The following is a 24,651-nucleotide window of genomic DNA, read 5'->3' as shown; positions in this document are numbered from 1 at the left end:
AGAACTATTATATAAATAATAATTTTAAATTAATAACTATTAACAACAAAAAAGCAGCCATAAGAACATTAGGCTGTTTTTTTACTATGTCCTAATTTATTTCTTCAATTTAGATTTTATAGGGTTTCTTCTAGATAGGAATATATTTATGAAAAAATATAAAAATGTATATCCCAAGCCCAAGGAAGTTACAAATGCGCCTTTTGCATTTCCAATAAGTGTTGAGTCAGATGAATGGCCTAAATAACTTCTATAATAATCATAAGTATAAAATGATGAATATAAAGAAGCTACGAGAAATATTATAGAAAGCTTAATTAAATCTTTTGTATCAGTTTTACAAAAATTTTCTATATTATCTAAACCTAAAAATTTATATATTTTTTTCATAAAAAACACCACCTAATTTTATAATCCTTAGGATTATTGACATTAAGGTGGCAAAGTATACCAGAGTAGGGGTGTTAAATTTGTTTTTAATATAAGAAACATGGTGATATGACTAGCACTAATAAAGATAATTTATCACCTAAGTATAATCTTTCGACTATAAAGAAGCACATCACTACCAAGTATTAATGGTTCGCTCGACCTCATAAAATATTTACACAACTATATATAACCTTTCGGCTATATAAAACCATTACAACACTCTATAAAATCTTATCTCGACCTTATATGATAAGTTGGGACCTTATTATAATCAAGAAATGACTATAATAAAGCCTTTCCTAACCATATAAAATCTTATTTAAATAACAACAGTTTTAACTGCAACTATTTAAATTCCTCTTACAAAAATAGATTAAACTATTTATAAGAATTGACCTATCACCATGTTCCTTATGATATTAATATAACCTGAATAAAGATTTAAATACATGGAATATTTATGAAAATTTATTTTTCTAATTATTAAATATTAATAGATTTATATTAATAGGATATATTAAATAATTATTTGCAGATAGTATAACAGCAATAAAATATAAATAGAAAAGAATAAGTATAAGTATATTTTTACTTAATAGATATATGTAAAGAAATTTGTTTCATTTTTTAAGTTAGCTTTTAATAATTTATGGAGGAAATAATGAAAGAATATATATTTAAGGCTAGGGCAATATGTAGTGAGTTTAGCATATCTAACATAGCTAAAAGATTTGATATAAACAAGAAGATAAAGTGGGAGGAGCCATTAATACTTAAGGATGGTCAACTTCAAGGGTATGTTAAGAATATAGAAGATAAGGCTGTATATATCTATCATTTTGGTTCAATTGTATTTGTAAATTTTACAAATGATGAAATTGATGATTTTATAAATATAATTAAACTAACACCTAATAGTATAAAAAGTCTAAATAAATATATGAGATATGAGTGCAGAGAAGATTTTAGGATAGTTTTACATGAACATATGGAAGAGCAATTAGAATATGAGAGCTTGGTTATAAATAGTATAGATGAACATCATTTTTCTATGACTGCTTTAGTGGTTGCAAAATCAGTTGCATTAGAGACTATTGAAGTAACGATGGATGTGGTTTTTGATGAGGTGGAGAAGATTATAAAGAGTCTTGAAAATGGTAATCTTAATATTAATGAAAAACAGGCTGCTTCTATAATTGGAAGAGTACTATCTTTCAAACATACAACTATATCATATATAATGCTTCTCGATAAACCAGCCATTGCTTGGAAGAATGAAAGCGCTGAAAATTTATTTAATGATTTAGCTGATTTATTTGAACTTAATGACAGGTATGAAAAGTTAAATGCTAAATCACAAACTATGGTAGATATAATAGAAATTTTTGCTAACTTAAGTCACTCTAAAAGAGCAAATAATCTTGAAATCATAGTAATATTATTAATACTTATTGAGGTAATAATGGCTTTTAGAGATATAATATTTAGATAAAAAAGTATATATATAATATAAAAAATCAACTCATCTAGAGTTGATTTTTTTATGGATTAATTTATATAGATGCCAATGAAACTGAAATTAAGCTGTTTTGCAGGATAATTTATATATTAGCATCTATTGAAAAATTAATGTTTGGATGTCTAAAAAACTATATTTTTTTCTTCACCATTTATCCATGCATAGACATTATCAAAAACTATATTTGCTCTTTTTATCATAGATTCGCTAGTAGCAAAAGCTACGTGTGGGGTTACTAGAGTGTTTTTTGAGCTAAAAAGTGGATGAGATGAAGCAACTGGTGGCTCAACTTCGAAAACATCTATCCCTGCTCCGGCAATAGTTCCGCTATTTAAGGCTTCTGCAAGTGCAGCGCTATCCACAACAGGTCCTCTTGCCATGTTTATGAGGATAGAGTTTTTTTTCATTAGTGATAAGGTTTCTTTATTTATAAGTTTTGTCGTCTGTTCTGTTAATGGAACATGAAGAGATACTATGTCACTATTTTTTAGTAAAGTATCTAGGTCTACATAAGTGATTCCCAGTTCTTTTCCCTCAGTTCTTTCTGTTCTACTGTATCCAAGAAGTTTACAGTTAAAGGCTTTAAGGATTTGTGCTGTTCTTATTCCTATGTCACCAGTACCAACTATACCTACAGTTTTACCGTTTAATTCAGTTCCTACAAGTCCAAGTTTTGTACCTTCCGTGCGGACAACTTCATCGCATTGTTTAACATTTCTAAGTAGAGAAATTATCATTCCTATAGTAAGTTCTGCAACGGCTTCAGTTGCATAACCTTTTGCGTTTGATACTTTTAGTCCTCTTTCTTCGCAAGCTGATTTATCAACATGATCAACTCCAGTGAAAGCTACAGCTATATATTTAAGTGTATCCACACTTCTTATAACTTCGCCACTTAATGGATTGTTTGCAATCATTAAGATATCAGCCCCCTGAGCTCTTTCTTTCAATATTTCAATATCTTTTTCAACTGTATCAAAAGCTAGGAACTGGTGCCCCATTTCATTAAGCTTTGATGATAGCTTTGAAAGAGTATCTTTACTTATGCCTAACGGCTCTAATAATACTATCTTCATAAGTATCTCCTCCTTAATTAATAACAATGTAAAGATGAAACACTTCAATCCGAAATCTATTTTCAAAACTCCTCTGGGTTCTGAGAGGAGAATTTGAAAATATATATTTAATTATGAAGTGGTTCATCTATAAGTACACAATAATATTATAACTCTTTACTTATAAATAAGGCTATTGCAAAATGCAATAGCCTTTTAAATCAAAATACATAATTTACAACATCAGTTCTTTCGCCATGTCTTTTATATACTCGCGTAACTCTTCTTCCTATATTACAAAGAATTTCATAATTTATAGTTCCCATTATTTCTGCTATATCATCTGCATCAAATTTAACGTCTTCAAATCTACCTAAAAGTATTACTTCATCTGATAATTGAACATCTTCTAAATCAGTAACGTCAACCATAATCTGATCCATACATATATTTCCAACAACAGGAGCGAGTTTTCCGTTTATTATAACTTTAGCTTTCCCAGAAAGTATTCTTGAATAACCATCTGCATATCCTACAGGTATAGTAGCTATTTTACTCTTTCTTGTGGTCTTAAATTTTTGACCATAGCCTATATAATTATTTTCATCTAACATTTTTAAATGTACAATCCTGCTTTTCCATGTTAGTACTGGCTTTAAATCTAAGCGCTCTTTCATAACATCTTCAGAAGGATAATAGCCATATTGAATTATTCCAGGTCTTACATAATCATAGCAACTCTCAGGAACATCTATTATTCCAGCACTGTTTGCAATATTTCTTTTAATTCTTCCATTGTACTTATCATTAATTCTTTTAATCTCTCTATTATATATATCTAATTGCTTTTCAGTATAGCTCTTATCTTTACTATCTGCTGATGCAAAATGAGAGAAGATACTCTCAACCTTTATGTTTTCTAGATTGCATATATCTTCTATAATCTTTATATCTTCATCGCTTTGAAGAAAACCTACTCTTCCCATGCCAGTATCTAGCTTTATATGAATGCTACTTATTTTATGATTTTCAACTGATGCTTCTGATAACTTTTTAGCAAAAGTATAAGTTGATACAGTAGCTTCAATATCGTATTTTATTAGTTCCTCTATAGCGTTTTCTCCGCATATTCCTAATATCATTATAGCATCATCAACACCATCTTTTCGGAGTTCAATAGCTTCCATAATATTAGCGACACCAAACCTGTTTATTCCTATGTTTGATAAAAGTTTTGCACATTCTAGAGCACCATGTCCGTAGGCATTAGCTTTTATAACACTTATTATTTCACTATTTCCTATCTTATTTTTTATTTGATTCAAATTGAATTCTAAATTATCAAGATTTATTTCTACCCAAACTGGATGCATCATCTTCAAAGCCATCATCTCCTAAATAATCTATATATTTATTGTATCAGTTAAGTGGTACTTATCAAACATCCATATTGCAGTTATATTTTTATCTAAGTGGTATGGAATAAAAGATAGTTATATAAAAGTTTAATATAACCATCTTTTATTGTATAGTATATTTACATTATATATAAGGTTTCCATCTGAATAAATTATATTAGTCTACAACAATAAAACCTAAATTCTTAAGAACTTAGGTTTTATAAGTATAGATGGTATTTATACTATTATTTAGTAGCTTAAAATTTTTGAGCTAGATTTTCAAGGGATTTATCATGAACTCTATATACGGTCCATTCATCCATAGGCTTTGCGCCTAAACCTTTATAGAATTTGATTGATGGCTCATTCCAATCAAGGCAGGCCCATTCAAGTCTTCCACATTTTCTTTCAACAGCAAGTTTTGCTAGATATGCAAGCATAATTTTTCCGAACCCTTTTCCCCTCATCTGTGGTTTTATATATAAATCTTCTAGATAAATACCTGATCTGCCTAAAAAGGTAGAGAAGTTGTGGAAAAATAATGAGAAGCCTATAGGTTCGTTTTCAAATTCAGCTATTATAACTTCAGCAGATTTTCTCTCGAAAAGCCACTCATTTAATCTCTCTTTTGTAGCAATGACATCTTCAAGCATATTTTCGTATTCAGCTAATTCTTTTATAAAACCTAAAATAGTACTGATATCTTCTTTCGTGGCAAATCTAAGATTAAAGCCTTCAAGCTTAGTATCAATATTTTTTGACATTAAATCGCCTCCTTAGATATATATTAACATAGGTGTAGAAAATTTCATCTAAAAGTAAAGATAGAAGCTTGTGAATAAATTCATAAACTTCTATCTCAACTTTATCTAAAAAAGTTCATTATATAACATATTTCATCTTGTGAAACTTCTATTAGGTATTTATTTTCTAGAAGTTCCAAGGATTTTTTTACTGCATTGTAAATGTCTAAGTTATCTTCAATAAAGGACTCTTTTTCACTGTATTCGCTTGGACTCTGACCATTCATTATTCTATTTACCATAAAGGCTATATGAAGAATTATGCCAGGAAGAGTAGATTCTGCAAGCTCTATTCTAAGCAAGGATTTAGCTTTATTTAAGGTATCTAATATGTCTCTATAAAGTGCTTTGCCATCCACGCCTTGTATATTCTCAGATATAACATCTTCCATTTTTATAAGGGTTGTTTTTATATCTACTTTTTCTTGCAATTCCTTTATAACTCTAAGACTAATTACATCTTGAATATTAAATTGTTTTAAGTCTGAATCTATAGGGAAAGATGATACTATAAATATAATTTCTTTCTCTTCTTCTATTTCCTTTAGCCTAGATTTTATTAAATGTTTATCTACAAAATTTAAAGGAATTATCTCAAGTAAATCTTTATCATATCTTAAATTATGAGATAAGAAGCTTTTCATAGCTACTGCTGTTCCTTCTCCTGTAAGACACGCAGTTACTATTGCAAGTTTTTTAGTATGCTCCTTTGTAGGTCTATCATAATTGTGTTCAAACATATAGGAGTTCATTGAAATTACATCTTTATATATCTCTTCTAAGCCTATGCCTAGTCTAGCTTTTCTAGTAGCCTCTAATACATGCAAAGTTGATACTAAAGCTACAACTCTAACCGGCATACCATATTCTTTTTCTATTGTTTCTCCAAAGGTGGTTAAAGAACCCATGTCTACTAAAATCAAATATCCCATTGGATTCATATCATTTTTTACATATGCCCTTAAAGCACCTAAAACTTCTAATGGGCTTACTTCTATAGGTGCATTAATAGCAACTACATAATCCTCACCTAAAAGTTTATTGGCAACGTCTGCCATAGAGGTTGCAGTACTTTCTCCATGAGCTATTAAGATAACTTTAACCTTATCTTTTTCTCTATTTTCTTTCTCTAAAACCCAGAACAATGTAATAAATCCAGCTTCATCTTCAGGTACATTAATTTTAAGATGATCTTCTAGAATCTTAACACATTCCTTAGCTACCTGAAATTCTTTAGGATACTGTTTTATTATCCAGTTTAGCTGAGGATTTATTATTGTTTTGTTGTTATTTAATCTTTCTATTAGAGTATTAACATGTAGTGCTAATGCGGAAAAAGTATTCGAATCAAAGTTTCTTCCTAAAGTTGTTGTTGCATAATAGAACATCTTATCAATAAGTAAAAGAGTGTCTTCGCCTAAAATGTTTATAAGATTTTTTCTGCTTATAGCATTTTCTGCACCTCTTATATACATCTTAAAGTATTTTGTTATATCATTTTCCAATATGGTCTCTATATCAAAATTAGAAACACCTTTTAGTCGTAGTTCTTGTACTTTTCTATCTATAATATCATAGATACTTCCTTCTTCATGCTGCTTTACAATATCGTCTTCACCCTTTGAGAACTTGAAAAAGTTAATTTTTTCTCCTAGTGTTTCATTCCATAGAATTCTATTTCCTTTTTCATTATATAATCCTTCTTTTATATGAGGGGGAAGATCAGTACTTGTTATCTTAACCTCTCCTTTTTTGCCAGTTAAGAAATCAGAATATGCTTTTGCACATAAAAGTTGTATGTCGGCTTTTAATTGTCCAACGTTATTTGGACAATCGTACGATAATAAGGCTCTCATGGTATTTAAAGAAGCTGCAATTTCTCTATCTAGCCTTATCCTCTCTGCCTCAAAAAAGTCTCTTATTAGCTCTAGTCTTTCTTTTGCTGATCTATCTTTAAGAGCAGGTAACTTGATAGTCATTGGAATTCTTCTGGTGAATGTTTTAAGAAGAACTGAAGATGGATCTTCTGTAGTTGCAGATATTATTAGCACATCTGCTGTTCTAGTATCAGATTCTCCTATCCTTCTAAAAACTCCTTTGTCCATGAAAGTAAAAAAGGCTTCTTGTCCTTCTGGAGGTAATCTGTGAACTTCATCTAAAAATAATATTCCTCCATTTGCTTTTTCAATCAAGCCTTCTTTATCATTTTCAGCTCCAGTATAGGCGCCTTTTTTAACTCCAAACAGCTGAGCGTTTAATAATTGTGGATTATTAGTATAGTCCGCGCAGTTGAATATTATAAAAGGAGAATCTTTTTTCTTAACACCCATTTCTGTGGCATACTCATGCATGTAGTCTGCAAACATTGATTTTCCTACACCAGTCTCGCCTAAAATTAAGCAATGCATGCCTTTTGGTGGATATAAGATAGCTGCCTTAGCACCTTCTATAGGCTCTGCTAAACTTTCGTTTTTTCTTAATAGCCTATCTAAAGAAGTTTCATTATTAGAGTGATTCTGGCCTTTTGAAGAAATAGAGTATTTGACGGGTCTTCCACTTGATTTGCTAACTTTACCTTCTTCCCACAATCTATTTAAATCAAAGCTAACATTCGCTCTAGATATACTTAAAATCTCTGAAAGCTCTGAAGCACTTACACCATCTGGGCGGGAAAGTTCTAAAAGTTTATTATAAATTAGATCTATTCTCTTCATATTTCATCTCCCTCCTACATATAATCTCAATTATATACATAATAGTAATTAAGTATATATTAAAACATTTTTATAAGAAAAGTAAATACAATTAATTTTATTAGTGTATTTTTTAAGAAACACTATTTTTACAAAAAAAAACACTGTATTTATTATCAAAACACTACTGTTTTTTATACGAAACACTAATGATTTTAACCAAAACACAATGTAAACATTTACTGAAATCCTTTTGCTTAGGTGTTTTTAGAGTTTTGGCACGAGTCTTGCTATAGTATATGGCATAAGAAAAAAATAAAACAACTTACTCACCTAAAGGGGGACAGGACGATGAATATGGAAGAAATTATAATGGGTATTATCATCAACGCTGGTGATGCTAGAGCTTACGCTCATGAAGCACTAGAGAAAGCAAATAGTGGAGATTTTCAAGGAGCCTCTTCCTCGATAGAACTTGCAGACGAAGCAATAGGACGCGCTCATGATTCACAAACTTCACTTTTACACAAGGAAGCTCAAGGAGAAAAAATTGAAATAACAGCATTATTTGTTCACAGTCAAGATCATCTAATGACTGCTATAACAGAAAAAAATCTTATACTTCAAATCATTGAGCTAAGAAGACAAATGCAACCATTACTTGAAAAGGCAGCACAACAATAAAAACATAAAATAAATAAGGGTTTGTTTTAGAGAGAACTATATATAAAAATTAAACATTAAATATTCAGATTGAAATAAAAAACTTAATTTATTAGGAGGAATTTATTATGTACAATATCGTTTTATTTTGTTCAGCAGGTATGTCAACAAGTTTATTAGTTACTAAAATGGAGGCAGCAGCAAAAGCTCAAGGTATAGAAGCTAAGATTAATGCTTACTCTGAAGCTCAAATGAATAAGTATGTTCCAGAAGCTGATGTAGTTTTGTTAGGACCTCAAATAAGATTTGCTCTTGCAAGAGCTAAGAAAATATGCGATGAGCATAATGTTCCAATAGATGTAATAGCTCCTCAAGACTATGGTATGATGAATGGTCAAAAGGTTCTAGAAAAAGCAATAGCACTTATAAAGAAATAATTATTAAATAGCTTGAAATTTTTTCATTATATATTTTTTAAATTTGAAAGGAGATAAAAATTATGTCAAAACCTATGGACTTATTAGAAGAAAAGCTTATGCCCGTAGCAGCTAAAATCTCTGGTAACAGATATTTATTAGCAATCCGTGATGGTTTCATGCTTGCAATGCCATTACTGATCATCGGTGCAATGTCACTTTTAGTGGCAAACTTCCCAATTCAAGGATTCTTAGACTTCATGGCTAGCATCTTCGGAGCTAACTGGAAAACATTCTTTACAATTCCTTTTGATGCAACAATGTCAATAATGACAATCTTCGTAGTGTACGGTATAGCAAACAGCTTATCACTTCACTATGAATTAGAAGGAATTAGCAGTGGTGCAATAGCACTTGTAGCATTCTTTATACTTACACCATTTGCTACAACATTTACTCCTGCAGATTCAAAAGTAGTTTATGATATAACTGGTGTTATACCAATGGAATGGCTTGGATCAAAAGGATTATTCGTTGGTATGTTTACAGCAATCTTTACTACTGAAATAATAAGATTTGTAAACGTTAGAGGATGGGTTATTAAGATGCCAGAAGGAGTTCCTCCAACTGTATCTAAAGCGTTCTCAGCACTTATACCAGCTTTCATGGTAATAGCTTGCTTCGATATCGTTAGACTTTTATTCACATTTACTTCATACAACACAGTACATGGATTCATCTACAAGATACTTCAAGCTCCATTAACTTCATTAGGAGATAGTTTAGGTGCAACACTTATTGCAAACCTATTCATAGGATTATTCTGGGTATTTGGTATTCATGGTGCTAACGTTGTTGGTTCAGTTATGTCACCAATCTGGCTTTCATTATCAGCTGATAACTTAACAGCATTTAAGGCTGGCGGTGCATTACCACACGTTATTACACAACAATTCCAAGAAATATACTTACAATTAGGTGGATCTGGTTCTACATTAGCATTATGTTTAACAATGGTATTCCTTTGTAAGTCAGAACAATGTAAGAAACTTGGTAGACTTGCAATACTTCCTGGTTTATTCAACATCAATGAACCTATAACATTCGGTCTTCCAATAGTTCTTAACCCAATAATGATGATACCATTCATATTAACACCAATGATTCTTGCAGTAGTTTGTTATTTAGCAATTTCTACTGGATTAGTTCCAAGACCTTCAGGAGTTATAATTCCTTGGACAACTCCTGCAGTATTCGGTGGATTCTTAATAGCTGGTGTTAGAGGAGCATTACTACAAATAGTAGAATTAGCTGTAGCATTCCTTTGCTACTATCCATTCATCAGAACTGTTGATAAGCAATACTTCGAAGAAGAAAAAGCTTACAATTCAGCAGAAAATGCAACTGTATAAAAGCACAATATAGTATATAATATAAAATATAGGTGGTTACATACTTGTAACCACCTATGTACATATAAATATACTAAAAATTTTGAAAGGGGTTTTGATCTTGAATCTTCTAAATGAATTAAAAATAAGTCTCTTTAAACCTCATTTATACCATACTTTAAAAGGTGAATCCTTTGGGAAATTATTAAGATTTGATTTAATTGTTTCAATCGCAGGGCTCATACTTTATACAATAATGAAAGGTTTCAAATCAGTTATTTACGGTAATTTTGATGTGTTTCTACTATATTATAAAACTCTAGAAATACCTACTTTAATTGGGATTGTTCTTTACGCAACCATAGGAGTTGCTTTTGCAGCATTATTTCTTAGCGGAATATTTTTCGCATACAATAAATTCAAGCATATTAATATTCCATTTACGAATGTTTATAATTATGCTAACCATACACTTTTAATAGCAGTTTTTATAAGTAATTTACTTGGACCATTCGTAATCCTATTTACAGTAGGATTTTATATGATGGCAGTAAGAGGCGATCTTCTTAAAGCAAGAGATGGGGTTAGTCCTCTTAAGTATCTTAAATTTTAAATTTGGATTTATGTAATATTATAGCTATGACCTAAACTTAAAAAATTTAAAACTGTTTTAAAAAAAATAATCAATAATTAGAAAATAAAATTTCCTTTTGTTTTAGGAAAGTTAGAATAAATCGTGTATAAAGAAAAGGACTGTTGCAAGATGCAACAGTCCTTTTCTTTAAGATAGAATTATGTGGAAATACGTGGATTCATTACCAGTAGTATACTAGAAAGTATCAACGAAATAAGCTTCAGAGTAAAGTAGGTTTTAACGATTATATTAATAAAATCATATAACTCTATATAAAAACTTTTTATAAGTTTTTGTTAAGATGTTTTAAACCAAAGATTAGGGGGGATTATTCTGAAGCTTAAAAAGAAAATATATATTTTCTTGGTAATGATTATGACAAGCATAGTTTTGCATAATGTTAAAGTTCAAGCTGCAACTATTCAAATTAAAAGTTTGAGCACAGATAGACAAACTGTAAAAGTAGGAGAGACTGTTAAGATAAGTGCTAGCGCTATTGGTTCTGGAAGTTTACTTTATAAATTCTCTATCTATGACGGAACAAGGTGGTATACTCTTCAAGATTATACTTCAAGAAAGGATACTCAGTGGGTTCCATATAGAGCTTCTACTTCCAAGATAAAAGTTGAGGTAAAAGACAAATATAATAAATCCATTGCCACAGTATATAAGCAAATAAACTACGAAGTTTACAGCACAGTAAAGGCTCAGAGTATTACTACAAATTTTAGCTCACCTAGTAATATAGGGACAACAGTTAAGTTTACTACTAACACAAATCTAACAAGTGGAGTACTCTATAAGTATTCTATATATAACGGACAAGCATGGAGTGTACTCAGAGATTATACTTATGATAAAACATATAATTGGAGTCCTACTAAAATCGGTAATTATAAAGTGAGAGTAGATATAAAGCAGGCTAATTCCTTAAGGAATCCAGATACATATATTGAAAAAAGTTACGAGATTAAAAATCCAATAGCAACAATAAGTAGTGTTATATTCGATAAAAGCTCGCCTGCTTTAATTAATACTCCAATTACAATCAGTGCAGTAAGTGGTGGTACAACCAATGTGTTATATAAGTTTATGGTAGATAAAGGAACAGGATGGGCTATCTTAAAGGACTACTCTAGCAGTAGTAAGTTCATATGGATGCCGACGTCAGAGGGTACCTATAAAGTAAGAGTAGAAGTTAAATATCAAGGCTCTACAAGTAATTATGACAATTTCATGGAGAAAACCTTTGTAGTGAATAATATACCTCAGATTGAGAATTTATCAACAAATCTAGTTTCACCAAGAAGACTTGGTAATACAATAACTGCTACTACTAAAGTAGTAGGAGGAACTACAATATTATATAGATATTGGATTAGCGACGGAATTCAATGGACTTTAGTTAGAGATTATTCTAATGATAATAACTATAATTGGGTTCCGATAAAAGAAGGAAAATATAAGATAAAAGTTGATATAAAAGATACAACCTCATTAAGAAGTTTAGATAACTCGAAAGAGATTGACTTTGAGATATTAAAATATGGGATAGTAAGTTACGTAGACTCAAAACTAGGTTTAGAAAGCTTTATTAACAGTGAAATGGGGCTATACACTAAGTCACAAGTTTGGAGTAATGGTAATTGGATAGATGCCACAAAAGATCAGGTAGCATACTATGTAAACCCAAATAATTTTATTAATGATTATGGTATATATCAATTTTTAAAGCTTAATTATGTTGATGGGATAACTGTAGAAGATTTAAACAATGTATTAGCAGGTAAAGGAGTTCTTCAAGGTAAGGGAGCCGCTTTTATTGAAGCAGGAAAGACTTATAACATCAATCCAGTATACTTAGTTGCTCATTCACTATTAGAAACTGGTAATGGTACTTCAGCTTTAGCTACAGGAATAACAGTTAGTGCAGTACATGAGATATTTGGTGATGAGAACTCTAAGCTTATAGATGTAACTGCTCCAGTTAAGGTATATAATGTTTATGGAGTTGCAGCTTATGATTCAAATCCTAATTTATGGGGTTCAGAAAATGCTTATAAGCAAGGCTGGTCAACGGTTGATAAAGCAATCATTGGTGGGGCTAAGTTTATATCTCAAAGTTATATAAACAGCACAACCTATAAGCAGGATACTCTCTATAAAATGAGATGGGATATGCTTACTATATATAAATCTCCAAATACTTTATATGCTCATCAGTATGCAACGGATATAGGTTGGGCGTATAAGCAATCACAGATAATGAAATCAATAATAAGTAAAATGAATAATTCAATGTTCTATTATGAAATTCCTAAGTTTAATTAGTTTTAAGTATTTATGCAAATATAGAATGCTAAAGCTACTTAAGTGTATGTGACGTAATGTATTAATACAGTTTAAGAAAAGCTTAGACTAATTTAAAAGGGTTAGTCTAAGCTTTTTATTCGCTTCTTGGAGTATATGGCATGATAATATATGGAGAAATAATAGACTTTATTACACAACATAAGATACCATAGATACCTTACTTAATATTATTTATGCATATGGACTTTAGTTTTACAAATATATATTATGTAAATAAATGGTTACATAAGTATTTTTACTATTATAAATTGAAACAATTTAGTATAATAAAGTAAATATAAAAATTAGAAGGTGTTATGATGAAAGATATAGGATTAGTACTTGAAGGAGGCGGCTTAAGGGGAGTATATACAGCTGGTATACTGGATTTCTTCCTGGAAAAGTCTTTACACTTCCCATACATAATAGGGGTTTCGGCAGGCGCATGTAATGCAGCATCATATATTTCTAAACAGTTTGAGAGAAACAAAAGAATTAATATAGGATATGTAAAAGACCATAGATACTTAAGTTATAGAAATATGCTAAAAGAGAGAAGTTTATTTGGAATAGATTTTGTGTATAACAAAATACCAAATGAGTTAGATCCTTTCGATTATGATACTTTTTTTGATTCAGAACAAAAATTTATAATCGGAGCAACTGATTGCATAACTGGAGAGCCATTTTATGTGGAAAAAAATCAGTGTTTTAAAGACAATGATGAAATTCTAAAAATTATACGTGCGTCTAGTAGCCTGCCTTTTGTTGCACCAGTGGTAAGCTACAATAATTATAGTCTATTGGATGGAGGAATATCTGATCCAATTCCATTAAATAAATCTATTAATGATGGCAATAAAAAGCATGTGGTGATACTAACTAGGCCTGATGGATACAGAAAAGAAGCTTTCAAGAGAAAGTGGGTTGTAGATAAAGTATATTCTAAATACAAAGGGTTATCAAAGGCAATGGTAAATAGACACGCTGTTTATAATGAAACTTTGGACTTAGCTGGTGACATGGAGAAAGAAGGAAATGTATTCATATTAAGACCAAGTGAGGACTTACAAGTTGATAGATTGGAAAAAAGACCAGAGAAGTTGTATAGACTTTATGATTTGGGTTATGAAGATGCAAAAAAGAATTATGAGAGATTGAAGGCATGGCTATAAATTCATTCTTTTATATAGTTTAATGAAGATGGATAACTTTAAATCTAAAGTTATTTTTAAAACTCTGATGAATTCTGACCAGAGTTTTAAAAATAAATTCAATTATAAGGGTATCTGTATATAGGGAGATATATATGAATATAAGCGAAACAAAAATTAAGGTAAGATATGTTGAAACTGATCAGATGGGAATAGTTCACCATTCTAACTATTATGCATGGTTTGAGGTTGGAAGAACAGAATTCATAAAAGAATCAGGAATTAGCTATAGTGATATGGAGAGTAATGGCATAATGATGCCTTTAGTAGAAAGCAACTGCAGATATATGGTTGGAGCTAAGTATGAAGATGAAGTCACAATTAAAACTTGGGTTGAAGAACTTAATGGTGCGAAGGTAGTATTTTCATATGAAGTAATAAGAGATGCAGATAAGATTACCTTAGCTAAAGGAAAAACAGTTCATGCATTTGTTAATAAGGACTTTAAAATAATTAACTTAAAAAAGAACAATATAGAAATATGGAATAAGATACAAGGTTTATTATAGGATACATAAAGCCTCCTATGAAGGTTAAAAATAATAACGTACTTTAGATGTACCACTTCAATCCAAAATCTGTTTTTAAAACTCTCACGGCTTCTGGTGAGAGAATTTAAAAATAATAAATTTTACTATGAAGTGGTACATCCATAATAAGTTATTAGAATAATCTTTAATTAGCAATTAAAAATAGGAGGCAGAAAGATGATTATTGATTTTTATACTGCTATTAAGAGCAGAAGATCAATCTATGCAATTAGTAATGAGTCTACAATACCAGATGAAAGAATTGCACATATGGTAGAGGAAGCCGTTAAATGTGCTCCAACTTCTTTTAACTCACAAAGTTGTAGAGCAGTATTGCTATTAGATAAGCATCATACAAAATTATGGGATATTACCAAGGAAGCTTTAAGAAAGGTAGTACCTGAAGAAAACTTTGCTCAAACAGAAGAAAAGATAGATTCTTTTAGTAAGGGGCACGGAACTATATTGTATTTTGAAGATCAAGCTATTGTGAAGGGATTACAAGAACAGTTTGCATTATATAAAGATAATTTCCCTGTATGGTCTGAGCAGTCTTCAGGCATTCTTCAGTATGTGGTTTGGACAGCACTAGAAATAGAAGGACTAGGAGCTTCGCTTCAACATTACAATCCTTTAATTGATGATGAAGTTAAAAAAACATGGAATATACCTGATGAGTGGAAACTAATTGCACAGATGCCTTTTGGAAAACCACTACAAATTCCAGGAGAAAAAAGTTTTATGCCAATAGATGAGAGAATCAAAGTTTTTAAATAATGTAAGAATAAAAACACCTATGTAGGTGTTTTTTTATATATTTACAGCATATTACATTAACCATATAATATAGATAAAGATGTGATACTTCAATATAAACATATACATATAGTTAGTTATAATGTATTTTAAATTTTGTTATATTAAATGTAAACGGTTTTTATGATGGTATTTAAAATGTATAGAGAAACACTCTAGTAAGGAGTTAAAATGTTAAAAAAGAAATTCATTTTAAAAAAGGGAAGCTTATATAATAGTTTTTTTAGAATTACAGCCATAACTTTAATGGTTGTAACCATAATAATTTCTGCAGTGATGAATTTTTACTCTAATAGGATAATATACAGTGATTTAACGGCATATCTATATTCTGCTCAAAGTGAACTTTGTCAAAGTATGGACTTGGTAATAAATGACGTAAATATGGCTTCGGTGAGGCTTCTATCTAGACAAATCTACAATCAAATAATAAATGATGATTCAATAACATATGAAGAAAAGCAAAGGCGTATAAAGGAGCAGTTGCTATCTCAGATGAAAGAGTATGATAATATTGCAGATGTAGTTATAATAACAAAAGAAGGAAAGAGTTACAGGATGGCTGAGGATGAAAATCTGTCGTTACCTGATAAGAATTTTCTTGATAAGATTGATGATTCAGGCAAAATAACATATAGCGATGCGGTAGTTAAAGATAAAAACGGACAAGCGTATATAATGATTGGTCGTAAATTTAGAAATTTAGATACTGGAAGAATAAATGGGTACTTAGTAACTTATGTTAAATCTAATAATTTTATTAAAATATATAATCATTTACTTGTTAATAATAGCTTTTCTATGATTGTAAACAGTGAAGGAAAAATAATGTCTTCAATGGATAGTGAAAGTATAGGTGAAACTATATATGATTATAAATTTAGTTCTATCACAGATAAAAAATTGAATCATATAGATTTTAAGGGAGAAAAGATGGTAGTTGCCAATACTGCCTTTGATAAACAACTTAAAGATATAGGATTTAATTGGTATATACTTACTTATATAAAAGAAGAAAATATTGATATGATAACTAAACAGATAAGCTATAACGTATGGATTATATCAACTGTAAGTGCAGTGATTGCTATAGTACTTTCGTTTTTAACAGTTGCATATATATTAAAACCTCTAAGAAGATTGCAAGCTGCTATGAAGGGCTTTAAAGGAGGAAAACAAAGCATTGGTATAGCTAAAGAAACTAAAGTACATGATGAATTTTTTGAATTGGAAAAAGCATATGTAGATATGGTAGAAAGAATAGATGAACTTATTGTTAAAAATAATGAGGAAAAAGAAAAACAAAGAGAATTAGAATTGGCTGCGATGCAAGCTCAGATAAATCCACATTTTTTGTATAATACTTTAGATACAATTGTTTGGATGGCAAAAATAAAAAAACAACAGGATATTGAAAAAATAACTATGGCTCTTTCGAGGTTTTTCAGAATGAGTTTGCATAAGGGAGAAAAGTACATAACAATAAGCGAAGAAATAAGTTTAATACAAAGCTTTGTTGTTATAGAACAGATGAGATTTCCTAATGAACTTCAAATTTCATATAACATACCTGATGATATTCTTGATGAATATATTCTTAAACTCACTATTCAACCTATAGTTGAGAATGCATTAAAGCATGGAGTTAGGGGCAAGAAGGAAAATGGCAGGATAGAAATTAATGGGATTAAATATGATGATATGTTGATTTTTGAAGTTATAGACAATGGTAAAGGCTTTGACCCTAAAATGCTAGATGAATTTGATAACTTGGATAAAAGCAAATCTGGTGGATACGGGTTGAAGAATGTTGATGAGAGAATAAAATTAGAATATGGAAGTAAGTATGGTATTAGTATATTAAGTCAACCTAATAAAGGTACTACTGTAATCATAAGAATAGCAAGAAGAGAAAAACAGTAAGTTACTAGAGGTATTTTAATAGTGTATTAAAATAGAGAGGTTGCTTCATTAAATGTATAAGAAAATCGCTAAGAAGATTACTTAGCGATTTTTTTATAGAGTGTTAATCATGATATTGAATCATTTTATCATGAAGAGATATTATTGGGTTTAATATATTATTCACAAACCTGCTATAAAGTAGTATGAGTGTCATAAGTAATACAATGGCTATCAATACAAAAGAAGCCTTTAGCTTTCCAGTCTCCTTGTAGAAATTATCTAAGGATATAGTTTTTACAACATAAGTGTCCTTATCTAGTAAGTTTTCTATTATTATTAATTTGGTTTTATCTTTGCTGAGAGTATAATTCTTTCCTGAAGAAAGAATGTTCATAAGCTCTGCTTCTTTAGGAGGCATTAGGGATTGTTCACCGTACTCGTATATTGGTTCAGTTCCAGGAGTGTATACTGAAAGAGAGAACTTAGAATCAAATACATCATAAGAGAAATAATCCATAAATGAACCAGTGGTTATGTTGACGATAACTATTCCTAAGGAAGAAGAAACATCATATATCTTGGAGATATATGATACTACGTTTGTACTTTTTGAGTTAGTATACCTGTATTTAGGAATATCATCTGAACATAGCATCCACATTGAACTTTTAGAAGTCTTAATAAAGTTACTATATTCTTTTGTTTTAGAAAACGAATCAAAGGATGGAAAATTATAATTACTATTACTTTCATATCTAAGTCCATTAGAGGAATAGATGGTAGATCCAATTATATCAAGATTTATAGATCTCAAATCGGATAGACTATTAGTTACAATAGAATTATATGAAGTATCCTTAAGTGAATCAGTTACTTGAGGAGAGTTAATTGAATAATCGGTAATGTTTTCGATAAGCTTTCTAAAGTAATCTATATTTTGTGACTGTATTTTCATGGTTTCCACATAAGACTGAATACGATTTTGAAGAAGTACATTTTGCATTTTTTTATATCCAATAAACATTATTAAAATAATAGATAAGATAACAATTGCTACTGATTGAAATATTATACGTGTTTTTGCAGACATTAAATCACCTCACGAAACTAACTTAATTTAAATTATATATGTACGTGATAACCTTTTCAATGTTGTGTATAAAATATGTGCAGATTAACAAACTATTTAGCATGATTATAGCCTGTTTTCATTTTTGGGAATCTTGTATACTTTTAATTGTAAGAGGGATGCGAAATATTTAAGGAGGGAATGTAATGAGAAAACGTTTAGCACTAATACTTATATCTGCAATGTTAGCAGTTACATCTTTGACAGCATGTAATAAGCAAGAAGATAAGCCAGCTACAGCTGATGGACACAAGAAGGTTACAGTAAAGATAGGAATGTGGCCAGAGGATACTGATGCCGAGCAAGTTGCATTATTCAATAAGTACAAAGAAGAATGTGAGAAAAAATATAATTGGATTACAATTGAACCTTCGCACTATAAATATAGTGTAGAAAGCTTTGTTCCTTTGGCAGAAAGTGGACAACTACCAACAGTATTTGAAACTTGGTATACAGAGCCACAAAAGTTGATAGCAAACAAATATGTTGCAGATATCACTGGTGAACTAAAAGATAATAAGTGGTTGGATGCAATGGATCCAAAGATAAAAGATCTATTATCTAAAGATGGAAAGACATATGGAGTTCCACGTGATGGATACGCATTAGGTTTGTATGTTAACATAAAATTATTTAAACAAGCAGGATTAATGGATGGAGACATACCTAAGTATCCAAAGACTATGGATGAATTAGCTCAAACAGCTGCAACTATTAAACAAAAGACAGGAAAAGCAGGAATTGTATTACTATCAAAAGACAATTCTGGTGGATGGCATTTCTCAAATATAGCATGGGCATTTGGAGCAAAGCTTCAAGTAGAAGACAATGGAAAGTGGAAATCTAACTTAAATTCTAAAGAAGCCGTAGCAGCTATGCAATATGTAAAGGATTTAAAATGGAAATATAATGCGTTAACTGATGAAATTCTTCAAGATTGGACATCAGGTATGCAAGCAATAGGCACTAGCAATGCAGCAATGTACTTTGCAGCACAAGATGGTGTAAATGTTCCAACTAAAGATTACGGTTTAAGTAAAGACGATTTAGCTTTAGTACCATTCCCAGCAGGTCCTGGTGGACAATACTCATTAATGGGTGGTACTCCTTATATGTTCTCTTCAACAGCTTCAAAGGATGAAATAGATGGAGCTCTTAAATTCATAGAAATAATGGGTAAAGCACCAGTTCTTAACGCTGATACAGAAAAGGGACTTAAGGATGATGCAGATTATCGTAAGAAAAATAACATTCCAGTTATTCCATCATTCCAAGTTTGGACAAATAAAGATTACCTAGATAAGGTTGAAGAAATTAGAAAAGCTAATGAAAATATAAACTACAACTTATTTAAGGATTACTTCAGTAATGTACCAAAAACTCTTCACACTGAAGAACCAAATCTTACTCAAGATATGTATGCTGAATTATATCCAGTTATTCAAGCAGTATTAACTAACAAAGATGCAAATGTTCAAGCTCTTATGGATAAAGCTAATAGCAACTTCCAACAAAAGTTAGATGCGAATATAAATAAAAAATAATTTATTTTAGCACTAAATAAGGCTGTATAAAGCACTAATAGGATATAAAGATGAACAATTATATTATTTAAATTTTTATTCAAATCATCTTGGTTTAACCCCCCAGAGTTTTGAAATATTTAGTCAGAGAGATTGTTCATCTTTATCTATCAAGAAAGTGGTATGCAGCCTTTTATATTATAAAGAATTAAGAAAGGAGTCGATGATGCCATGAAACTTGCTACACAAACACCAATAAAAAGTAGAAAAATCGGCAAAAATGTATGGCGAAAAGATATATCAGGATGGATGATAATGATTCCGTCATTGGTGTTATTTGCTTTTTTCGTATGGGTACCTATTCTTCAAAGTCTTAAACTATCATTTTATAGTACACAGGGGTTCAATCCTGTAGCTTTTGTAGGATTTAAAAACTACATAAATGTATTTCAAGATCCAGTGTTTATGAAGGCGTTAAGCAATACTTTTGTTTATATTTTTTGGTCCTTAGTAGTAGGGTTTTTAGTCCCTATAATAATGGCAATTTTATTAAATGAAGTTGTGTACTTTAAATCGTTATTTAGAGTTGGGATGTATTTTCCTAATGTTGTTCCAGGGGTAGCTACTGTTATGATGTGGTCTTTAATCATGACCCCAGGAGGAAATGGTATTTTAAATGTTTTTTTAAGTAAGTTTGGAGTAGAGCCACATAAATGGTTAGAAGATCCAAAGTGGACTATTCTTTTAATAGTAATTACAATGACTTGGAAGGGTGCAGGATCAACTGCTCTAGTTTACCTCGCAAGATTGCAAGGCTTAAATCAAGATCATTATGAAGCTGCAGCCATGGATGGTGCAGGAATATGGCAAAGAATTTTCTATATAACTATTCCAGGACTATTTAGTACTTGTAAAACTTTATTTATACTTCAAATTATAGCTGTTTTCCAAGTATTATATGAACCAATGGTAATGACTGGTGGTGGGCCTAATAATGCTTCTATTTCTCTAATGCAGTTAAATTATAAATATGCATTCCAAGATATGAAGATTGCTCAAGCAACAGCGCTAAGTGTTATTATCGCTATAATACTTATTGCATTAACTTGTGTGTACAATCTTCTTAACAGAAACAGTGAGGAATAGAAAGGAGAGGCCAAATGTTTAAATCTAAAATAAGTAATAAAAGCTATGGTGCTATAACTACCTTTGATTTAAAACGAAAACCAGTAAAGCTTGCATATCTAATTATGATTGTAATATGCTTTGTTATAGTGATAGCTTCCGTTGTGCCACCATTATGGGTAATGCTATCAAGCTTTAAATCCCAAGAAGAGTTTTTTAGACAACCACCAACTTTTTGGCCAGATCAATTTCATCCAGAAAGACTGGCAGAAACTTGGAAGAAACTCGATTTTATAAAGTACTACAAGAATTCTTTAATAGCCGTTGTAGGTAGTGTAGTTTGTGCAATAGTGTTTAATGGGTTACTTGCTTATGTAATAGCTATAATTAAACCAAGAGGAAGTAAAGTTGTTCATGCGTTAGTTATGGTGAGCTTAATGATACCAGCAACTACTAGTTTAGTTCCAGTGTTTAAGAACATAGTAGCATTAAATTTGAACAACCAAATCACACCACTATGGTTTGTGGCAGGAGCAAATGCATTTTATGTTATACTGTATATCACATTTTTTAAGTCAATTCCAACATCTCTTATTGAGGCTGCTAGGTTGGATGGATGTTCAGATTTTCAGATATTCTTTAAAATAGTAGCTCCATTAAGTAAAGCGATAAATATGGTTATCGGTATGTATGCAGTTAATGCAGCATGGTCTGATTTCCTTCTTCCTTACTTGGTTCTAAAGAAGGATAGTAGTTTCACTGTTATGGTTAAGTTATTTGTGGCTCGTCAAGGTGGAAAAATGACACCAGATCAGCTTATGATGTGTATTACTCTGGCAATCATACCACCTATAATTTTGTTTATACTTTTCCAAAAGCAGATTACTGCAGGAGCAATGGAAGGTAGTATAAAGGAATAGTTTAATATTTTAAATAGAGTCAATGTACACAGACCTTCTTTAGTCAACTAATCTATAACTGAAGAAGGTCTGTGTTTTTACATATATACAGTATAGTTTACCTAGAGGAGGATGTGAAAAATGTAGCTATTCTTTTTCGCGAGCCGCTCGTGGCGCCCAAGTGCGGTATAGCGAAACCTATAGAATAGCTTTTTTCACAGCCTCCTACAGATAAGGGGGATGAAAAATGAGATGGTTCAATAATTTAAAAATATACTACAAATTGATACCAGCATTTATTTTAATAGCAGTGTTTATAATGCTTTCAGGATTAAATTCACTGAGAGATATAAGTGATATAAATTCAAACGCTAGAGCTATGCATGATTATAATTTGGAAGCTATTAAAAGTCTTGATAATATGAAGCAAAATCTTGCAGATATAAGATCTGAATTGCTGATTATTACTTATCAAGAGTTAACAGTAAGTGAGAGAGAAAGTGTAAAGCAACAAATTAATTCCCTTAGAGATAAAAATAATAAGCTTATAGCTATCTATGAGCAAAAACTATTATCAAAAGATGAAAGTGATGGATTTCAAGATTTAAAAAAAGATCTTGAAAAGTTTAGAGACTCTAGTAATGTTGTGATTAAGTATGCAGCACAAGATAAATACGAGGATGCAAAAAATGCTTTTTCAGAAGTAATATCATCAAGAGCTGCTGCAGATAGTGAGTATGATAAATTAATAGAAGGAAACATAAAAAAAGCAGATATAGCTTATTCCAATAACGCTAAAACATACAACCAATCGAAGCTTATAAATATAGTGATAACTGGCATTGGATTTGTCATAGCTATCATATTTGGAGTTGGTATAGCTGCGAATATATCTAAAAGATTAAAAGCAGTACTTATTTTTGCAAGGTCCCTTGGTAAGGGGGATTTAACCAGTTCTATAATAATTAACTCTAAAGATGAGATAGGACAAATGGGGGAAGCTTTAAATGGAGCTACGCTTAATATAAAAAATCTAGTTGCAAAAGTAATAACTAGTTCAGAAAGTATAGGTGCTGCTAGTGAAGAACTTTCCGCCATAACTGAAGAAGTTGCTTCAAAAATTGAAATAGTAAGTGGAACTACTAATGAAATTTTCTTCGGAGTAAAAAATATCAAAACCTCAACAGAAGAGGTGAGTTCTTCAACATCAGAAATAGGAAGAACAACTAAAGAGCTTTCTGTTACAGCAAAAAATTCAGCGGATTCATTGGAAGATATAAAAAATAGAGTTGTTAATATAAAAGAAAAAGCAGTGGTTAGTATAGAAGTTAATAACAAAATATATAGCAAAAACTATGAAAATATATCTAATGCCATAAGAGAAGTTAAGGTGGTAGATGAAGTGAAAATAGTTGCGGAATCTATTGGAAAAATTGCTGATAATATAAATTTGCTATCATTAAATGCAGCAATAGAAGCTGCTAGAGCAGGAGAAAATGGACGAGGATTTGCTGTTGTGGCCGAAGAGGTAAGGCTTTTAGCTGATAAATCATCAAAGGCGGTTGTAACCATACAAGATATGATGTTAAAGGTGAGAACTTCAGTTAACAATCTTACAAATAGTGCAAAAGAAGTCCTTGATTACATGGAAGGAAGTGTGAAACCAACATATAGAATGTTAAATGATATAGGAAATCAATATGATAAAGATACAGAGTTTATAAATAGCATAATAATAGATATGGCACATTCTGTTAATAAGATAAATTCCATGATAGCAGATGTAGAGATAGCTATTGGAGATGTATCAGCAACTTCAGAGCGTTCAGCTGGAGGATCAGAAGAAATATCCATAAGTGTAGAAGAAGTTACTTTAGCAATAAGAGAAGTTGCAAAGTCAGCAATGAATCAAGCAGGCTTAGCTGAAGAATTAAACTTACTAGTGGGACAGTTTAATGTCACATAAAAAAGTCGCTGAAGCGACTTTCTTCAGCGAGCTTTTTTTACGCATCTGCCTTTTCTAAACGTAGTGAAGAAATTCTGGCAGGCGAATAAGATTTATTTTTTTACTGTAGATTAATAGGGGGTTATTGGAACTATTTAAAAGTTTTAGGTTTAACTAACCTGGAAGTTTTATACTTTCATATACAGT

The 24,651-nt window shown here is 30.7% G+C and carries 20 protein-coding genes; 14 read left to right on the top strand and 6 right to left on the bottom strand.

Annotated elements, in window-relative coordinates; all coding sequences use genetic code 11:
- Positions 1-96: 96 nt before the first annotated feature.
- Positions 97-390: a hypothetical protein gene (locus J3477_RS25180; protein ID WP_206872991.1), complete on the bottom strand. Its 294-nt coding sequence runs from the start codon at positions 388-390 to the stop codon at positions 97-99.
- A 703-nt stretch (positions 391-1,093) separates the two neighbouring features.
- Here J3477_RS25180 and J3477_RS25175 point away from each other — a divergent pair.
- Positions 1,094-1,924, top strand: coding sequence for an RMD1 family protein (locus J3477_RS25175; protein ID WP_206872990.1), 831 nt, complete (start codon positions 1,094-1,096; stop codon positions 1,922-1,924).
- Positions 1,925-2,073: 149 nt separating this feature from the next.
- On the opposite strand, the gene J3477_RS25170 is transcribed toward J3477_RS25175, so the two are convergent.
- The 4 genes from J3477_RS25170 to J3477_RS25155 form a co-directional block, all read right to left on the bottom strand.
- Positions 2,074-3,027 (bottom strand): 2-hydroxyacid dehydrogenase, encoded by a 954-nt coding sequence (locus J3477_RS25170; RefSeq protein WP_206872989.1) that lies wholly within the window; start codon positions 3,025-3,027, stop codon positions 2,074-2,076.
- Between the two features lie 200 nt (positions 3,028-3,227).
- The gene (alr, locus tag J3477_RS25165; protein WP_228731368.1) at positions 3,228-4,382 is read right to left on the bottom strand and encodes an alanine racemase; all 1,155 of its coding nucleotides are present in this window, start codon (positions 4,380-4,382) and stop codon (positions 3,228-3,230) included.
- Positions 4,383-4,663: 281 nt separating this feature from the next.
- Complete coding sequence (locus tag J3477_RS25160) at positions 4,664-5,170, bottom strand: GNAT family N-acetyltransferase (protein ID WP_206872987.1); 507 nt, start codon at positions 5,168-5,170, stop codon at positions 4,664-4,666.
- A gap of 101 nt (positions 5,171-5,271) precedes the next feature.
- A complete protein-coding gene (locus J3477_RS25155; protein ID WP_206872986.1) occupies positions 5,272-7,923 on the bottom strand; it encodes a sigma-54-dependent transcriptional regulator in 2,652 nt (883 codons plus the stop codon).
- Between the two features lie 330 nt (positions 7,924-8,253).
- On the opposite strand from J3477_RS25155, the gene J3477_RS25150 reads away from it, so the two are divergent.
- From J3477_RS25150 to J3477_RS25110, 9 genes are all read left to right on the top strand, one after another.
- Positions 8,254-8,586 (top strand): PTS lactose/cellobiose transporter subunit IIA, encoded by a 333-nt coding sequence (locus J3477_RS25150; RefSeq protein WP_371876619.1) that lies wholly within the window; start codon positions 8,254-8,256, stop codon positions 8,584-8,586.
- A gap of 107 nt (positions 8,587-8,693) precedes the next feature.
- A complete protein-coding gene (locus J3477_RS25145; RefSeq protein WP_206872985.1) occupies positions 8,694-9,002 on the top strand; it encodes a PTS sugar transporter subunit IIB in 309 nt (102 codons plus the stop codon).
- Between the two features lie 62 nt (positions 9,003-9,064).
- Positions 9,065-10,393 carry a PTS cellobiose transporter subunit IIC gene (gene celB / locus J3477_RS25140; RefSeq protein WP_228731367.1) on the top strand — a complete coding sequence of 443 codons (1,329 nt, stop codon included), beginning with the start codon at positions 9,065-9,067 and terminating at the stop codon, positions 10,391-10,393.
- 100 nt (positions 10,394-10,493) lie between these two features.
- On the top strand, positions 10,494-10,985 hold the full coding sequence (locus J3477_RS25135) for a hypothetical protein (RefSeq protein WP_206872984.1): 492 nt from the start codon (positions 10,494-10,496) through the stop codon (positions 10,983-10,985).
- 396 nt (positions 10,986-11,381) lie between these two features.
- A complete protein-coding gene (locus J3477_RS25130; RefSeq protein ID WP_206872983.1) occupies positions 11,382-13,337 on the top strand; it encodes a triple tyrosine motif-containing protein in 1,956 nt (651 codons plus the stop codon).
- Positions 13,338-13,678: 341 nt separating this feature from the next.
- Positions 13,679-14,533: a patatin-like phospholipase family protein gene (locus J3477_RS25125; RefSeq protein ID WP_206873020.1), complete on the top strand. Its 855-nt coding sequence runs from the start codon at positions 13,679-13,681 to the stop codon at positions 14,531-14,533.
- A 134-nt stretch (positions 14,534-14,667) separates the two neighbouring features.
- Entirely contained in the window at positions 14,668-15,081 is a 414-nt protein-coding gene (locus J3477_RS25120; protein WP_206872982.1) for an acyl-CoA thioesterase, read from the top strand.
- Positions 15,082-15,279: 198 nt separating this feature from the next.
- Positions 15,280-15,879 carry a nitroreductase family protein gene (locus J3477_RS25115; RefSeq protein WP_206872981.1) on the top strand — a complete coding sequence of 200 codons (600 nt, stop codon included), beginning with the start codon at positions 15,280-15,282 and terminating at the stop codon, positions 15,877-15,879.
- Positions 15,880-16,089: 210 nt separating this feature from the next.
- Positions 16,090-17,841, top strand: coding sequence for a cache domain-containing sensor histidine kinase (locus J3477_RS25110; RefSeq protein WP_206872980.1), 1,752 nt, complete (start codon positions 16,090-16,092; stop codon positions 17,839-17,841).
- Between the two features lie 103 nt (positions 17,842-17,944).
- Here J3477_RS25110 and J3477_RS25105 read toward each other — a convergent pair whose 3' ends face one another.
- Positions 17,945-18,913 carry a hypothetical protein gene (locus tag J3477_RS25105; RefSeq protein ID WP_206872979.1) on the bottom strand — a complete coding sequence of 323 codons (969 nt, stop codon included), beginning with the start codon at positions 18,911-18,913 and terminating at the stop codon, positions 17,945-17,947.
- 185 nt (positions 18,914-19,098) lie between these two features.
- On the opposite strand from J3477_RS25105, the gene J3477_RS25100 reads away from it, so the two are divergent.
- From J3477_RS25100 to J3477_RS25085, 4 genes are all read left to right on the top strand, one after another.
- A complete protein-coding gene (locus J3477_RS25100) occupies positions 19,099-20,496 on the top strand; it encodes an ABC transporter substrate-binding protein (protein WP_206872978.1) in 1,398 nt (465 codons plus the stop codon).
- A gap of 210 nt (positions 20,497-20,706) precedes the next feature.
- Positions 20,707-21,621 (top strand): carbohydrate ABC transporter permease, encoded by a 915-nt coding sequence (locus J3477_RS25095; protein WP_206872977.1) that lies wholly within the window; start codon positions 20,707-20,709, stop codon positions 21,619-21,621.
- Between the two features lie 14 nt (positions 21,622-21,635).
- Positions 21,636-22,520, top strand: a complete 885-nt coding sequence (locus J3477_RS25090) for a carbohydrate ABC transporter permease (protein ID WP_206872976.1) — start codon at positions 21,636-21,638, stop codon at positions 22,518-22,520.
- Between the two features lie 226 nt (positions 22,521-22,746).
- Entirely contained in the window at positions 22,747-24,465 is a 1,719-nt protein-coding gene (locus J3477_RS25085; RefSeq protein ID WP_206872975.1) for a methyl-accepting chemotaxis protein, read from the top strand.
- Positions 24,466-24,651: the final 186 nt, after the last annotated feature.

Origin of the sequence: Clostridium zeae, assembly GCF_017312485.1 — a bacterium.
GTDB lineage: Bacteria > Bacillota > Clostridia > Clostridiales > Clostridiaceae > Clostridium_AR > Clostridium_AR zeae.
This window is presented reverse-complemented; position numbering and strand designations above follow the sequence as displayed.

Excerpts from the sequence above, each read along its gene's own strand:
- J3477_RS25180 (WP_206872991.1), bottom strand. The coding sequence starts at position 390 with ATGAAAAAAATATATAAATTTTTAGGTTTAGATAATATAGAAAATTTT.
- J3477_RS25175 (WP_206872990.1), top strand. The coding sequence starts at position 1,094 with ATGAAAGAATATATATTTAAGGCTAGGGCAATATGTAGTGAGTTTAGC.
- J3477_RS25170 (WP_206872989.1), bottom strand. The coding sequence starts at position 3,027 with ATGAAGATAGTATTATTAGAGCCGTTAGGCATAAGTAAAGATACTCTT.
- alr (WP_228731368.1), bottom strand. The coding sequence starts at position 4,382 with ATGATGCATCCAGTTTGGGTAGAAATAAATCTTGATAATTTAGAATTC.
- J3477_RS25160 (WP_206872987.1), bottom strand. The coding sequence starts at position 5,170 with ATGTCAAAAAATATTGATACTAAGCTTGAAGGCTTTAATCTTAGATTT.
- J3477_RS25155 (WP_206872986.1), bottom strand. The coding sequence starts at position 7,923 with ATGAAGAGAATAGATCTAATTTATAATAAACTTTTAGAACTTTCCCGC.
- J3477_RS25150 (WP_371876619.1), top strand. The coding sequence starts at position 8,254 with ATGAATATGGAAGAAATTATAATGGGTATTATCATCAACGCTGGTGAT.
- J3477_RS25145 (WP_206872985.1), top strand. The coding sequence starts at position 8,694 with ATGTACAATATCGTTTTATTTTGTTCAGCAGGTATGTCAACAAGTTTA.
- celB (WP_228731367.1), top strand. The coding sequence starts at position 9,065 with ATGTCAAAACCTATGGACTTATTAGAAGAAAAGCTTATGCCCGTAGCA.
- J3477_RS25130 (WP_206872983.1), top strand. The coding sequence starts at position 11,382 with ATGACAAGCATAGTTTTGCATAATGTTAAAGTTCAAGCTGCAACTATT.
- J3477_RS25125 (WP_206873020.1), top strand. The coding sequence starts at position 13,679 with ATGAAAGATATAGGATTAGTACTTGAAGGAGGCGGCTTAAGGGGAGTA.
- J3477_RS25120 (WP_206872982.1), top strand. The coding sequence starts at position 14,668 with ATGAATATAAGCGAAACAAAAATTAAGGTAAGATATGTTGAAACTGAT.
- J3477_RS25115 (WP_206872981.1), top strand. The coding sequence starts at position 15,280 with ATGATTATTGATTTTTATACTGCTATTAAGAGCAGAAGATCAATCTAT.
- J3477_RS25110 (WP_206872980.1), top strand. The coding sequence starts at position 16,090 with ATGTTAAAAAAGAAATTCATTTTAAAAAAGGGAAGCTTATATAATAGT.
- J3477_RS25105 (WP_206872979.1), bottom strand. The coding sequence starts at position 18,913 with ATGTCTGCAAAAACACGTATAATATTTCAATCAGTAGCAATTGTTATC.
- J3477_RS25100 (WP_206872978.1), top strand. The coding sequence starts at position 19,099 with ATGAGAAAACGTTTAGCACTAATACTTATATCTGCAATGTTAGCAGTT.
- J3477_RS25095 (WP_206872977.1), top strand. The coding sequence starts at position 20,707 with ATGAAACTTGCTACACAAACACCAATAAAAAGTAGAAAAATCGGCAAA.
- J3477_RS25090 (WP_206872976.1), top strand. The coding sequence starts at position 21,636 with ATGTTTAAATCTAAAATAAGTAATAAAAGCTATGGTGCTATAACTACC.
- J3477_RS25085 (WP_206872975.1), top strand. The coding sequence starts at position 22,747 with ATGAGATGGTTCAATAATTTAAAAATATACTACAAATTGATACCAGCA.